Genomic DNA, 13,939 nt, shown 5'->3' with positions numbered 1-13,939 from the left:
CTATTCTGGAATCATTCAAAGCGACAGCGAATTCCGCCACCGCATTGTCGCAGCCCTGACAACCTTATGTCAGCAGGATTAAAGCCCCAGCACCATGGCCCAGTAAATGCGACGGGGATTGTTTTCAGGCGTGGCCCATGCCAGCCCGTAATGTCCGAATGTCGGATCGAGCATATTCTTGCGGTGCCCCGGCGATTTCATCCAGGCATCAAACACGGCTTGCGTATTGGGCTGACCAGCCGCAACATTTTCCGCCGCAGGACCGCGAATGCCGGCCTGCTTGAGCCGCGAGACAAAACCATTGCCCCAACCGACCGAATGGCCGATCTTGCCAAAGCTTGCCATGCGGCGCGCCTGATAAAGGGCCGCCTTCTCAAGCTTGCTGTCGGTCGTCATGGATGGCAGGCCATTGGCCTTGCGGATCTGATTGAACAAGGCCGTTGGATCAACGTCGCCCGCAGCAGCTTCAGCAAAGCCCTTCGGTAGGGCTGCATAAGCCAGCGCACCGCCGGCAAGAATCAGAAATCCACGGCGCGAAAGAGTGAAACTATTGTTCTGCGGCATTTTCATTTTCCCGGACTATCGCTTATTTGCGATAACTCAGGATTCGGAGCAAAATAAAGACGGGAATAACAACAGCTGCACCAAGGATGAGATAATCGGCAAAGCCTGCGATGGCAGAGAAGCCCATATTCCAAAGGCGCAGCACGAAATCGCGGATGCCATAAAGAATATCATAAGGCGTCCAGTGGAATGCGCTCATCACCACGCCCACCACCAGCGAGATCAGCACAAGCTTGATCAACACGCGCGCAGGCGTATCGCCAAGAAATCGGTTCACACCATCAGACATGCAAATCTCCAGTATTCTGTCACCTGCCAAAGTGGCAGTTTCGCCGCGGAAAATAGGTGCTCCCAGCAGGATTCGCAAGTAAGCTTAGAAAATCATCGCTGTTTGCGATAATCGCGGGGCGGCTTTTGCTTCTGGCGAACAAAGGAGCGATTCATGCTGCGCGTGTCGGTAAATCCGCTGGCGACGGCAACTTCCAGCAACGACAGCCCGGTTTCGGACAAAAGCTCCCGCGCCTTCTTGACCCGTAATTCTTCGCGCACCTCAAAAGCCGTCCTGCCGATCGCCATGCGAAACCCGCGCTCCATCTGGCGCACCGAAATGCCAAGCTTTCGCGCCACATCAATCATCGGCACAGGCTCTTCCAGCGTTTCCTCGAAAATGCGGATCGCCTTGCGGATCATCGGCGAGCGAACGCCGTTAAAGCTCAATGCGGGCTGTTCTGAACGCACCAGTTCGTAAGGGATCATCAGGATAGACGCGCTTTTACGGGCCAGTTCCTCAGAGATTTCATTCTGGATGATCGACAGCGAAAGTGAGGCCGCGCCCAGGCCACCCGCGCAGGTATAGTGTCGGCCACTGCGATGAAAAAGACTTGTCGTATCGGCAGTATAGCCATCAAAAAGATCAAGAAAATCATCACGATGGAACCAGCTCACACAACAATTACGGTCGTCAAGCAACTCACTTTCGGCCAGCAGAAAGGCAGCCGTGCAAAGGCCGACCACAGTCTTGCCGCGCTTGTCTGCGCGTTTGATCAGATCAACCAATGCCTGCTGGCGCGGACGGTATTGTGCAAGCAGGCCACCAACAACTGCCACATAATCGCATTCATCGAGCGCCCCCAGCGGAGCGGTCGGCTCGATCACCATACCGGAACTGGATGTCACCGGATCGCCCGATAAGGTGCAGATTTTCCAGGCGCAACGGATCTGGCGGCTTTTATCGCGATCATCGGCTGCGAGGCGAAACGGATCGAGAAACAGGCTGAGTGCCGTCAGCGTAAAGCCGGGCAGCGCAACGATACCGACAGATAGACGACGCAATGGCGCATCTGCCGTTGTTTCCCGAACCTCATCCTTCCCTTTTTTCACCTGAGCTGTCCTCCACCACATCCCACTTTATATGAACGGGATCAGGAAGAACGCAATCACCTGAAATGCTTGGAGAGCTTGAGTTGCTGCGCCTGATAGTTCGATCCCAGATCGATGCCATAGAGCGCCTTCGGGCGATTCAACATATGCTCATAAACAAGACGGCCGACAATCTGGCCATGTTCGAGAATGAACGGGACTTCATGACTGCGCACTTCCAGAACCGCACGGCTTCCCGTTCCACCAGCAGCGGTGTGACCAAAGCCCGGATCAAAGAAGCCTGCATAATGCACGCGAAATTCGCCGACCAGCGGGTCAAAAGGCGTCATTTCAGCCGCAAAAAGCGGCGGCACATGCACTGCTTCGCGCGAAACGAGGATATAGAACTCATCCGGGTCGAGCACCAATTCACGCGAACCGCGATCATAGATCGGCTCCCAAAAGTCGAGAACATCATGTGCCGCACGCTGATCGACATCCACAACCGCCGTGTGGTGCTTGCCACGATAGCCGATCAGCCTGTCTTTATCGCCCGAAAGATCGACCGAGAGTGCGATACCGCCGCCAGAAATATTTGGCTGTTCTGCCGCCACCAGCGTTTCATTCTGATGCAGTGTTGCAAGTTCTGCTTCAGTCAGCTGCGCACGTCCCTGACGGAAACGAATTTGCGACAGCCGCGAGCCGGTGCGCGCAACAATCGGGAAAGTACGTGGGCTGACTTCAAGATAAAGCGGGCCATTATAGCCAGCAGGCACCTTGTCGAACTCCTGCGCGCCATCGGCGATAACGCGGGTGAAAATATCAAGGCGACCGGTCGAGCTTTTCGGATTAGCGGATGCCGACAGTTCCGGTGAAAGCGACAAGCTTTCAAGCAGTGGGACAATATACACGCATCCGGTTTCGAGAACTGCGCCTTGGGTCAGATCAATCTCATGGAGTTTCAAGCGCTCCAGCTTGTCGATGACTGGCGTGCCCGGACCCGGCATAAAGGATGCGCGTACACGATAGGCTTTTGCCCCCAGTCGCAGATCGAGGCTTGCAGGCTGAATCTGGTCGGCATCCAGAGGACGCGCAGATTTGAGCAAACCACTTTCAAAGAGTGCTGCAATATCCGCATCTGCCAGAATGCCTGCTTCCCTCTGCGTCATGCCACTCAACTCCGTGAATTACTTAAAATCGGTCTATGACCATTGACCGCTCATAATAATCAAGACCAGCTTTTTAACGCTTTTTTAGCCAGTTTCCCCAGCTTTAAATTGCAACAACAGGATCGCTACGCGCCAATTTCTATTCTTCGCTCTTCTTCAAGCATTGACGGCCCCGCTCAAGAGGCATAAGGAAAAAGTGTTCCGTGGTGATTTGGCCGGCCGGCTTGCAGCCACGTTAAAGAATTCGCTAAAATAAGGCCGCGGTTCGTTACCGGCCTTTTGCGTGTTCGCGAGGCCGGTTTTTTATTGGCCGCCGAGGCATTTCCAGGCCCCGGCCGACCAGCTTTCGACAGGTTGGAAAAATGACGAATAAGACTACCCGTAAGTTTCGCCCGGCAACTCAGCTCGTTCATGCAGGATCGCTGCGTTCGGGCTTTGCAGAGTTGTCAGAAGCCCTTTATCTGACGCAAGGCTTTCTCTATCCGACAGCAGAAGCTGCCGAGGCCCGCTTCAAGGGCGAAGATCCGGGGTTCATCTATTCGCGTTATGCCAACCCGACCACAGATATGTTTGAAAAGCGCATGTGCGCGCTCGAAGGCGCGGAAGATGCGCGCGCTTTCACATCCGGCATGGCGGCCGTCGCCGCCTCTATTCTCTGTCAGGTACAGGCGGGCGAGCATGTTATCTGTGCGCGCGCCGTCTTCGGCTCGTCGCGTTACATCATTGAAACGCTTCTGCCTCGCTATGGCGTCGAGTTCTCGATCATCGACGGCTCAAAGATTGAAAACTGGAAAGCGGCTGTTCGTCCGAACACCAAAGTCATGCTGCTCGAAAGCCCGTCAAACCCGACGCTTGAGGTGATCGACATTGCAGCTGTCGCCGACATTGCCAATGAAATCGGCGCAAAGCTGATCGTTGATAACGTATTTGCAACGCCACTTTACCAGAGGCCTCTGGAACTCGGCGCGCATATTGTCGTCTATTCGACCACAAAGCATATTGACGGTCAGGGCCGCTGTCTGGGCGGGATCATTCTTTCCGATCAGGAATGGACCGAAGAAGTTCTCCAGCCTTACTTCCGTCATACCGGCCCCGGCATGAGCCCGTTCAATGCATGGATCATGCTGAAAGGTCTTGAAACGCTCGGCGTTCGCGTGCGTCAGCAGACGCAATCTGCCGCAGCCGTGGCCGATGCACTGGCTGGTCAGGCAGGTGTGAAGCAGGTCATTTATCCGGGCCGCGCCGATCACCCGCAGGCCGACATCATCGCCAAGCAGATGACTGGCGGCTCGACACTGATCGCGCTGGAACTCGAAGGCGGCAAGGAAGCTGCGTTCAAGTTCGAAAATGCTTTGCAGGTGTTCAGCATTTCCAACAATCTGGGCGATGCAAAGAGCATCATCACTCATCCGGCCACAACGACACATCAGAGCCTCACGGACGAAGCACGCGCGGAACTCGGCATTTCAGATGGTATGCTGCGCATCTCTGTCGGTCTGGAAGACCAGGATGATCTGGTTGAGGACGTGCTGGAAGCGCTTGCAGCCGCGCGCTAAAGATTGATGCCTAAACGACGCAATTGCCGGAACATTTCGGCAATTGCAATGCATTTGTCGGCATCAATTCGTTGACCTCCCGCGCAACTTTGGCGATAGCTTTGTGTAGTATGTTTGATAAGACTTAAAGGCGGGTATGCATGTACAGAGCGGTAACGCGGGATATTGAGGTAACGGCTGAACCGTTTTATCTCGAAGACCAGTCCGAACCGGACGAAAATCGCTATGTCTGGGGCTACCGGATAACCATTGCCAACAATTCATCGCAGACCGTTCAGCTGCGCTCACGTTACTGGCAGATTACCGATGGCAATGGCCGCATCGAAGAGGTGAAGGGTGCTGGCGTCATCGGCGAGCAACCCACACTTAATCCGGGCGATTCTTATCAATACTCATCCGGTTGCCCTCTCAGCACCACATCCGGTGTTATGGTCGGGCGCTATCAAATGCAATTACCGGATGGGAGTGCCTTTGATGTCGATATTCCGGCTTTCTCGCTGGATATTCCAGAGACAAGACGAACCCTGAATTAAAAAAGGCGCTTTTTTCAAAGCGCCTTTCTCATAATATTATTTCGCAAACTGTGCAGGATCGAACTCATAGGTCGTTGAGCAGAATTCACACGTCACGGAAATCTTGCCGTCCTGAATGCTGTCCTGAATTTCTTCCGCCGAGAAATTATTGAACACGCCTTCGATTTTGTCGCGCGAGCATGAGCAATTGTCCTCAACACGGATCGCTTCATAGATACGCACACCGCGCTCGTGGAACAGACGATAAAGCAAACGTTCAGAGCCAACCTGTGGGTCGGTCAGTTCCGAGCTTTCGATTGTTCCGACCAGCGAACGCGCTTCATCCCATCCGTCATCTTCAAGATCAAGAACAACGGTGTTCTCATCGCCGTCACCACCCGGAAGATCAGGCACCCGTGCGCGCAGCTCCGATTCAGGCAGGAACTGGATCATCAGACCACCAGCGCGCCAGCACTCGACAAGCTTACCATCACTGTCGCGCTCAACGAGCTTTGCAACGCTCAGCCGCATATCGGTCGCTATCTGTTCCGACTGACGGAAATAGGTGCGTGCGATCTCTTCCAACGTTGATCCATCCAGCGCAACAATGCCCTGATAGCGCTGCGTATGCGCGCCCTGATCGACCGTGAAAGCAAGTGTTCCGCGACCAAGAAGTTCTTCAGGACGGGTTTTGCCAGCGCTCACCGCTTCCGCGACACGTTCGGCATCAAAGCGTGCATAGGCACGCACAGAATGCGGTGTGCGGAAATCCACGACCAGCATATCGACAGGCCCATCGGACTGCGTCTGGAAAATGAACTTCCCTTCGAATTTCAGCGATGTGCCAAGAAGCGTGGTCAGAACTGTTGCTTCTGCCAGAAGGCGTGCGACATGTTCGGGGTAGTTATGGCGTTTCAGGATGGCATCGATTGTGCCGCCCAGTTGTACCGCGCGACCACGCACGTCGAGCCCTTCCACCTGGAAAGGCACAACGGCGTCATCGCCTGCGAAGTCGAAATTGTTCAGATCAATATGAACGACTTCGGCTTCGTTATGCTCATTGCTGATCTTGTCAGACAAATTATGCTCCCAATCAGCTGCCTTGCAAGCACCACGCCAGAATGGCTTTCTGGGCGTGAAGCCTGTTTTCAGCTTCATCGAAGACGACCGATTGCGGGCCGTCGATCACCTCATTGGTCACTTCCTCTCCGCGATGTGCGGGCAGGCAGTGCATGAAAAGCGCCTGAGGGTCAGCTTTAGCCATCAGATCAGCATTCACCTGATAGGGCATAAAAACATTGTGGCCACGAGCATGATCTTCCTGCCCCATGGAAACCCAAGTGTCGGTCACGATGCAATCTGCATCGCGTGCCGCCAGATCAGGGTCCGCTGTGGACATGATGTTCGCGCCGTTTGCCTTTGCCCAATCAATATATTGCTGCTTCGGCTCGCTGCCTTCCGGCGTTGCGATATTGACGTTGAAATCAAAACGCGCCGCAGCTTCCACAAGCGAATGCAGGACGTTGTTGCCGTCCCCCATCCAGGCAAAGGTCTTGCCTTTGATCGAGCCGCGATGTTCCTCATATGTAAGAACGTCAGCCATGATCTGACAAGGGTGTGTGTCGTCGGTCAGTGCATTAATAACCGGAACGGTTGCATATTCAGCCAGTTCCAGCATCCGATCATGCGATGTTGTGCGGATCATGATCGCATCAACATAGCGCGAAAGCACCTTGGCCGTATCTGCAATGGTTTCACTGCGACCGAGCTGCATTTCCGAACCGGTCAACATGATCGTCTCGCCGCCAAGCTGACGCATACCAACATCAAACGACACACGGGTTCGCGTGGACGGTTTTTCGAAAATCATTGCCAGAACCTTGCCTGCGAAAGGCTTTTCGATCTCGCCAGCCTTCAGGCGCGCCTTGCGTGCCTTTGCGTCTTCCATGATCGCGCGCAATTCGTCAGCTGGAACCGTCGAGAGGTCAATGAAGTGCTTGATACCGTTGTTCGCCATGATCTTATGCCGTCTTGCTGGTCGGATTTGCGACAGAAAGCCGTTCAACGGCTGCTTCAATACGTGCCAATGCTTCACGCGCTTCTTCCGGTGTTGTCACCAGCGGAGGCAGAATACGCACGACATTATCGCCAGCGCCGACGCTGAGCAGATGCTCGTCGCGCAGAGCCTGAATAAGTGCCACGTTTGGAACAACACATTTGATACCCAGCAGCAGGCCGCGACCGCGCACTTCCGAAATGACATTCGGGAAACGATCGATGATCGATGCAAGGCCCTGCTTCATGGTGAGTGCTGTTTCTTGCACATTTTCCAGGAAACCATCGGCCAGCACGACATCGAGCACGGCATTGCCAACGGCCATAGCGAGCGGATTGCCGCCATAAGTGGTGCCATGCACACCAGCCGTCATGCCCTTGGCAGCTTCAGCCGTTGCAAGGCAAGCACCCATCGGGAAACCACCGCCGATACCCTTGGCGACTGCCATAATGTCTGGCGTGATGCCCGACCATTCATGCGCAAAGAGTTTGCCGGTCCGACCAACGCCTGTCTGCACTTCGTCGAGGATCAGCAGCAGACCTTTTTCATCGCAGATCTTGCGCAGAAGGCGCATAAACTCTTCAGGGAAACCGCGCAGACCGCCCTCGCCCTGCACAGGCTCAAGCAGAATTGCTGCCGTTTCATCGGTGATGGCTGCACGCAATGCGGCTTCATCGCCGAATGGAACCTGATCGAAACCATCGACCTTCGGGCCAAAACCTTCAAGATACTTGGCCTGACCACCAGCGGCGATCGTTGCCAGCGTGCGGCCGTGGAATGCACCTTCAAAGGTAATGACACGGAAGCGTTCAGGATGGCCATTTACATAATGATAGCGACGCGCAGTCTTGATCGCACATTCAAGTGCTTCCGCACCGGAATTGGTAAAGAATACTTTGTCCGCAAAAGTCGCGTCGACCAGACGCTGACCCAGCTTTTCCTGACCCGGAACTTCATAAAGGTTCGACAGATGCCAAAGCTTATCAGCCTGCTCTTTGAGCGCACTCACCAGATGCGGATGAGAATGGCCCAGCGCATTAACCGCGATGCCCGCCGCAAAATCGAGATAACGCTCGCCGCTTTCGGTAATAAGCCAGATGCCTTCACCTCGCTCGAAGCGCAAAGCCGCACGATTATATGTGTCGTAAAGCGGTTGCACAGTCGTAACGTTGGTCATTGCAGCAGGCCTCCATTAGCCTTTTCATTGCAGCGCCTCCGGCAAGGGCCGGCCAGGCAGCGTTTCCCATACTAAAGTGGAAATAAAAAACCGCCCTCAAGGCGGCATTGTTTAATCCCGCGCGTATATTGGCGTTCACAAAAAAAATGTCAATCAAAGCCGACCCGGATAATCATGCATCTTTATGCATGAACTCATGCCGGAAACACACCTTATATAAGATAGGTGTCATGCAGCGCGGGGGTGGCATTCTGTGGATCAGGTGGATATATACCCCTGAGACGTTTTCCCTGACGGGTACCATCCATGAAAAATGCTTGCTAAACGGGCAAAGCTGACTCAGAAAAACCGTCATTATCACCCAAGTTGGGGAAAACCATAAAAATGGAATCCGCCTGACAAGGCTATCCCTTGTCATGGAGTCGTTCGATATTGTAGTTTCTTTTTTAAAGTTAAAACTACATTTCGTGCGACCGACCTAGTCACCCGGATAGATATAGTAATTGTGGCCGGAGCAATCCGGAAACGCGAGTGGATTCCGGATAACGAAAATTGATTGGAGCCCAGGGCGATGAACTGGACAGATGAGCGCGTCGAACTGCTAAAGAAATTATGGAACGAAGGCTTGAGTGCAAGCCAGATCGCAGCGCAGCTTGGTGGCGTCAGCCGCAACGCAGTGATCGGTAAAGTGCATCGCCTGAAGCTTTCGGGCCGCGGCAAAACGACCACGGCAGCGCCACGCAGTAAAAAAGTGAACACCGTTGCAGCGACCCCGCGTCCTGCAGCAACAAGCAATAGCACCGGTACCAGCCGCCCACAGGCGACCACCACCATCCGCACCGCAACAGTTACGCAGACCGTTGGCGCAACTGCGCTTCAGATGGAATATGTGGCTGATGCTGTAGCGGAGCGCGTTGTACGCCCCGCATCGGACGTTGTGGTTCCGATTTCGCGCAAGCTGACGCTTTTGCAGCTCAGCGAGCGCACCTGCAAATGGCCAATCGGCGATCCGCTTAATGAAGATTTCCATTTCTGCGGCAGTGAATCCGGTGAATCAAGCCCCTATTGCAGCTATCATTCCAAGCTGGCTTTCCAGCCAACGGCAGAGCGTCGCCGCGCCCGCTGATGCAACGCGCAAACATTGCTCAATATCAAACCCCGGCAGCACCCTGCTCCGGGGTTTTTCTTTATCTGTAATCCTGATTGAAACCGTTTTATTACGCGCGCTTTGGCAAACGCACAACAAACGTAGACCCTTCACCAAGTTGCGAACGCACGACAAGGCGTCCCCGATGGCGCGCCAGAATGTGTTTGACGATAGCAAGGCCAAGGCCCGTGCCTTTTTGTGCGCGGCTTGTCTCCACATCGATACGATAAAAGCGCTCCGTCAGGCGCGGCAGATGCTCAGTTGCAATACCGGGACCAAAATCCTGCACGGATGCAACCAGTTCCTGCCCCAGCTCTGTCTGTTCTTCATCAAGACACAGGATTACCCGCTTGCCACCCTGTCCATATTTGCAGGCATTTTCTAACAGGTTCTGGAAGACCTGAATGAGTTCGTCACGCGTACCTGTGACATTGACCGGATGGTCCGGCAAATGGCGCTCAATCGTAACGTCAAGACCTGCCGCAAGCGGGCTGAGTGTATCAGCCACATGATTGAGCACTGCCGTCATGTCCACACATTCGGTCACCGCCAGATGTGCCCGCATTTCAAGACGCGAGAGTGACAAAAGATCATCAATCAGCCGCGACATGCGCTCGGCCTGCTTTTGCATAATACCCAGAAAGCGATCGCGCGCGGCTGCATCATTGCGTGCAGGCCCCTGCAAGGTTTCAATAAAGCCAAGCAGCGATGCAAGCGGCGTCCGCAATTCATGGCTCGCATTCGCGATGAAGTCCGAGCGCATGCGGTCGATGCGGCGGGTTTCACTCTGGTCGCGAAACAGCAACACGAAGAGTTCCGGCTTGCCGTCAGCATCACGCAAAGCCTTGACCATCGCCTTATACCACCGATCAATCGGCACACGCTCAAAATAATCGATGCTGCGTGGTTCGCCATCGGTAATGACGCTCTGAATAAGCCTGTGCATTTCCGGTGCACGAAAGCGCAGGTAAAGGGCCGTTCCAGGCTCAAGCGACTGAAATGCATCCATGGCCATGGCATTGACAAACAGCACCGTGCCGCGATGATCAAAGACAATCATCGGATCGGTCAGAAGATCGGCGAGACGCGCGCCCGACACGTCCGACATCTCGTTGATCTGTTTTTTTTGCTCCTGTTTGCGAGCTGGCTCATCGTCACCCGTTGCACTGGAAACCCAGACCGCTCCAATCAGCACCATGATGAGCAGGGCGGCACGAAACCAGATTGGCAAGTCCAGCGCCAGAATGCAGGGAATCAGCACGACGCTGGCAAAAATCACGCCTTTTACACGAAACAGCGGTGCAAAAAGAGATTCATCCTTTGCGGGCTCCGCAACATCCCCGCCGTTGCCTTCACTCATTCTGCACTCCTTTTACGCTCGCAGTATCGAAGCGATCTGTTTTTCGATAGCATCCCTGCAAAATCAGAAACAGCATCCTTTACGCGCCTTATAAACAGCCCATATCATAGATGAGCATTTGCGGGCACGTTTCGGTGCGTGCCCTATATAAACCAAGGGAGCCTATCGTGGGTGACAGTTCGAAGACAGCTAACAACAAGAAGACCGAAATAGATCCTACGAAACTCGCTGATAAGCCCATAAAGATAAAAATCGCTGGTGAAACGCATAAGTTCGACATCAACGACCCCAAGCTTCCGGACTGGATTGAAAACAACGCGCTGCAATCGGGCGGGTATCCCTACCCCGAGAAAATGAAGTTAAAAGACTACGAGGAAACGCTTGAGCGACTTCAGATAGAGCTCGTCAAGCTGCAATACTGGCTGCAAAAGACCGGAGAACGGGTCATCAGCGTCTTTGAAGGCAGGGACGCAGCCGGAAAGGGCGGCACGATTTTTACCGTCCGGCAGTATATGAACCCGCGTACTGCGCGCAATGTTGCGCTTCCCAAGCCAACCGAAACCGAGCGTGGCCAGTGGTATTTTCAGCGCTATGTCCAACATTTCCCCACGTCCGGCGAGTTCGTGACCTTTGATCGCTCCTGGTACAATCGCGCGGGTGTTGAACGGGTCATGCAGTTTTGCACAGCCCAGCAGCTTGAAACATTTCTCACCGAAACACCTGATTTCGAGCGCATGATTGTGACCGAAGGTATTCACTTGTTCAAGTTCTGGCTGGATATTGGTCAGGAAATGCAGCTCAAGCGCTTTCACGAGCGTCGCCATAGTCCGCTCAAAAACTGGAAATTCTCTCCGATGGACATTGCAGGCATATCGCGCTGGGATGATTATTCAACGGCATTGGAAACCATGCTTGCGCGCACTGACACAGGCTATGCACCCTGGACAATCATCCGCTCCAACGACAAGCGGCGGGCAAGACTGGCCGCGATGCGACGCATCTTGCTCACCTTGCCATATGAAGGCCGTGATCTTGCGGCCATCGGACCAGAAGATCAGTCCATCATCGGTCGTGGGGCTGCATTTCTTGCATCCAAAATTGCGCAGTCCTCTTCATCCGGCACATAGAAAAAGGATGGCTGGTGCGGAGTCTTTTCCCAAAGATGAGGCTTTCGCACCAGTTGCCAAACTGCGCGCCACGCAGAGACTGAAATTAAAATCCAATAAGCGGGTATGGCCAGAATATGGAAATATCCACCCAGTTCGGTTGGTTCCATAGTTTTGGAGCCGAGCACATAAAAACTCAGATAAGCAAGCATGATATTCACCATATCGATGCGAAGAAGCCAGATGTTATCGGCGTCAAGTGGCATAAATATCATGCTCACGAACAACAGAGCCACCGTCATCAGCATGAATGGATGCAAAAGCGCTGATGCAATGATCCCCAAAGTGTAAATCTGATTGATCGTAAAACGCCACCAGCCAAGCTCGCGGGATGCCGCATAGGGATTGCGTCCGTGCACAAGCCATGTTTGCATCCACCCCTTGATCCAGCGCGTGCGCTGCTTGTGCCACACGCTGTAACTGATCGGTGCATCTTCAATCGTTCCCCGAGTGATGACACTGATGCCATAACCAAAACGCGCCAGACGCAAACCGAGATCGGCGTCTTCCGTGACGTTATAAGCATCCCATCCACCAACTTGCTCCAAGCAAGAGCGGCGAAAATGGTTTGATGTCCCGCCCAGCGGAATAACGAGACGGCGGGATGCAAGCCAAGGCAGAAGACCGCGAAAAAGCGCGGCATATTCAAATGAAAACATACGCGTCAGCAGGTTTTCCCTAAAATTTGCGATAATGAGTGGCGCCTGAACGCAGGCAAGCACCGGACCTTCCCGCTGAAACGCCTGCCAGGCTTCGAGAAGCTGGTCAGGGTGCGGACGATCTTCTGCATCAAAGACGGCAATTATCTCGCCGCGCGTAAACTGGAGCGCGTAATTGAGTGCTTTCGGCTTTGTCTGCGGTCCGCCCGTTGGAACAAGAATAACTTCATAATTCCTCGGCAGCCTGCAACGCCGAATGGCTGCAAGCGTGTCGAAATCGTCCTTCTCGCAGATCAGTTTTATATCGAGTTTACTGCGCGGCCAATTTATTTGGTCAAGTGCCGCGATCAACTGCCCGACAACCGCCTGCTCGCGGTAAAGCGGAACAAGAACGGAATAGACAGGCAGATCGCGTCTGTGAAAGGGAGCGATCTGTGACAAACGAAGACGACGGCTTGAAACTGCCGCAAACAATCGAATGAGAACGCAACCTAAAAAGAACAGGGTTAGGCTGCTATGAAGCGCGAAGATTGTTTGCATCGGCCAGATTACGATACCCGCCACAAAAGCATATAAACCCATGGCGATGAGAAAAGCCTGAGGCGTCTCCAGCACCCGCGACGCAGAAAAACTCTTCGGCGTCATGGAATGCGCTCTGACGATCAACTCTTTCTGGTGGCGTTGCCGCAAAATTTGCTTCAGCAGGGAATGAGTGCATATCCGTATGCGTCCACGCAGTTCTGGAGCGCGACGCAGGTGTTCAAGAAGCCGTGCCGTTCGACGCTCATTCGGCGCAAGATATAAGTAGGTTGAGCCGTCATGGCCCAAAACCATTGCCTGCCCCACCTCCACCTCTGATGCAGCCGCCTCCCCCGAAACAAAGATACGCGATGGCAAGATCTCTTCGGTGAATGGAAGGTTCAGATAATCTGCAATCGCCTCGAAAAGCATCGTCTCCGTAACAGCTTGTTCGTGCTGAATTTCCTCGCAAAAACTCGTTCCATTGACGCGCGCTGTTTCATAGGCCCGTTTCAGGCAACTGCGCGACACACCTCGCCGCTCCAATCTAGCGGATATGGCTGTGCATACCCCCAGATCGAACGCAATCGATCCACTACTCATAGTACCCCCGCACTAAACGCAGTATTAATTTAATTAAATGTAATATTTTATCGATTATTCTCCACAATCAATATTATTTACTAAATTACTTT

General features: G+C 53.7%; 13 protein-coding genes and 1 riboswitch. Of the genes, 4 read left to right on the top strand and 9 right to left on the bottom strand.

Annotated features, from left to right (window positions below):
- Window positions 1-78 precede the first annotated feature (78 nt).
- From OPR82_RS03060 to OPR82_RS03045, 4 genes are all read right to left on the bottom strand, one after another.
- Complete coding sequence (locus tag OPR82_RS03060) at window positions 79-564, bottom strand: CAP domain-containing protein (RefSeq protein WP_265982953.1); 486 nt, start codon at window positions 562-564, stop codon at window positions 79-81.
- A gap of 22 nt (window positions 565-586) precedes the next feature.
- Window positions 587-853, bottom strand: a complete 267-nt coding sequence (locus tag OPR82_RS03055) for a DUF6460 domain-containing protein (protein WP_187546315.1) — start codon at window positions 851-853, stop codon at window positions 587-589.
- Between the two features lie 92 nt (window positions 854-945).
- Window positions 946-1,965 (bottom strand): GlxA family transcriptional regulator, encoded by a 1,020-nt coding sequence (locus OPR82_RS03050; protein WP_265982952.1) that lies wholly within the window; start codon window positions 1,963-1,965, stop codon window positions 946-948.
- A 35-nt stretch (window positions 1,966-2,000) separates the two neighbouring features.
- Window positions 2,001-3,092, bottom strand: a complete 1,092-nt coding sequence (locus OPR82_RS03045; RefSeq protein WP_265982950.1) for a 2'-deoxycytidine 5'-triphosphate deaminase — start codon at window positions 3,090-3,092, stop codon at window positions 2,001-2,003.
- A 193-nt stretch (window positions 3,093-3,285) separates the two neighbouring features.
- A riboswitch (SAM riboswitch) is annotated at window positions 3,286-3,366 on the top strand.
- Between the two features lie 88 nt (window positions 3,367-3,454).
- Here OPR82_RS03045 and OPR82_RS03040 point away from each other — a divergent pair.
- Window positions 3,455-4,648 (top strand): O-succinylhomoserine sulfhydrylase, encoded by a 1,194-nt coding sequence (locus OPR82_RS03040; RefSeq protein WP_265982949.1) that lies wholly within the window; start codon window positions 3,455-3,457, stop codon window positions 4,646-4,648.
- A 140-nt stretch (window positions 4,649-4,788) separates the two neighbouring features.
- Window positions 4,789-5,181, top strand: a complete 393-nt coding sequence (gene apaG, locus OPR82_RS03035) for a Co2+/Mg2+ efflux protein ApaG (protein WP_265982947.1) — start codon at window positions 4,789-4,791, stop codon at window positions 5,179-5,181.
- 36 nt (window positions 5,182-5,217) lie between these two features.
- On the opposite strand, the gene OPR82_RS03030 is transcribed toward apaG, so the two are convergent.
- The 3 genes from OPR82_RS03030 to OPR82_RS03020 are packed head-to-tail and all read right to left on the bottom strand — an operon-like array spanning window position 5,218 to window position 8,393.
- Window positions 5,218-6,240: an Hsp33 family molecular chaperone gene (locus tag OPR82_RS03030; RefSeq protein WP_265982946.1), complete on the bottom strand. Its 1,023-nt coding sequence runs from the start codon at window positions 6,238-6,240 to the stop codon at window positions 5,218-5,220.
- Window positions 6,241-6,253: 13 nt separating this feature from the next.
- Window positions 6,254-7,177, bottom strand: a complete 924-nt coding sequence (gene argF, locus OPR82_RS03025; RefSeq protein ID WP_265982945.1) for an ornithine carbamoyltransferase — start codon at window positions 7,175-7,177, stop codon at window positions 6,254-6,256.
- Between the two features lie 4 nt (window positions 7,178-7,181).
- On the bottom strand, window positions 7,182-8,393 hold the full coding sequence (locus tag OPR82_RS03020; protein ID WP_265982944.1) for an aspartate aminotransferase family protein: 1,212 nt from the start codon (window positions 8,391-8,393) through the stop codon (window positions 7,182-7,184).
- A gap of 571 nt (window positions 8,394-8,964) precedes the next feature.
- On the opposite strand from OPR82_RS03020, the gene OPR82_RS03015 reads away from it, so the two are divergent.
- Window positions 8,965-9,519: a GcrA family cell cycle regulator gene (locus OPR82_RS03015; RefSeq protein WP_265982943.1), complete on the top strand. Its 555-nt coding sequence runs from the start codon at window positions 8,965-8,967 to the stop codon at window positions 9,517-9,519.
- A gap of 91 nt (window positions 9,520-9,610) precedes the next feature.
- On the opposite strand, the gene OPR82_RS03010 is transcribed toward OPR82_RS03015, so the two are convergent.
- Complete coding sequence (locus OPR82_RS03010) at window positions 9,611-10,900, bottom strand: ATP-binding protein (protein WP_265982942.1); 1,290 nt, start codon at window positions 10,898-10,900, stop codon at window positions 9,611-9,613.
- A gap of 167 nt (window positions 10,901-11,067) precedes the next feature.
- Here OPR82_RS03010 and ppk2 point away from each other — a divergent pair, with 167 nt between their 5' ends.
- On the top strand, window positions 11,068-12,027 hold the full coding sequence (gene ppk2 / locus OPR82_RS03005) for a polyphosphate kinase 2 (RefSeq protein WP_265982941.1): 960 nt from the start codon (window positions 11,068-11,070) through the stop codon (window positions 12,025-12,027).
- On the opposite strand, the gene OPR82_RS03000 is transcribed toward ppk2, so the two are convergent.
- Window positions 11,955-13,847, bottom strand: coding sequence for a glycosyltransferase family 2 protein (locus OPR82_RS03000; RefSeq protein WP_265982940.1), 1,893 nt, complete (start codon window positions 13,845-13,847; stop codon window positions 11,955-11,957). The two genes, ppk2 and OPR82_RS03000, sit on opposite strands and share 73 nt — an antisense overlap.
- Between the last annotated feature and the right edge of the window lie 92 nt (window positions 13,848-13,939).

It is taken from the genome of Ochrobactrum chromiisoli, assembly GCF_026241335.1.
GTDB classification, from domain to species: Bacteria; Pseudomonadota; Alphaproteobacteria; order Rhizobiales; family Rhizobiaceae; genus Brucella; species Brucella chromiisoli.
The sequence above is the reverse complement of the archived record's forward strand: the minus strand, read 5'-3'. Positions and strand labels throughout refer to the sequence as shown.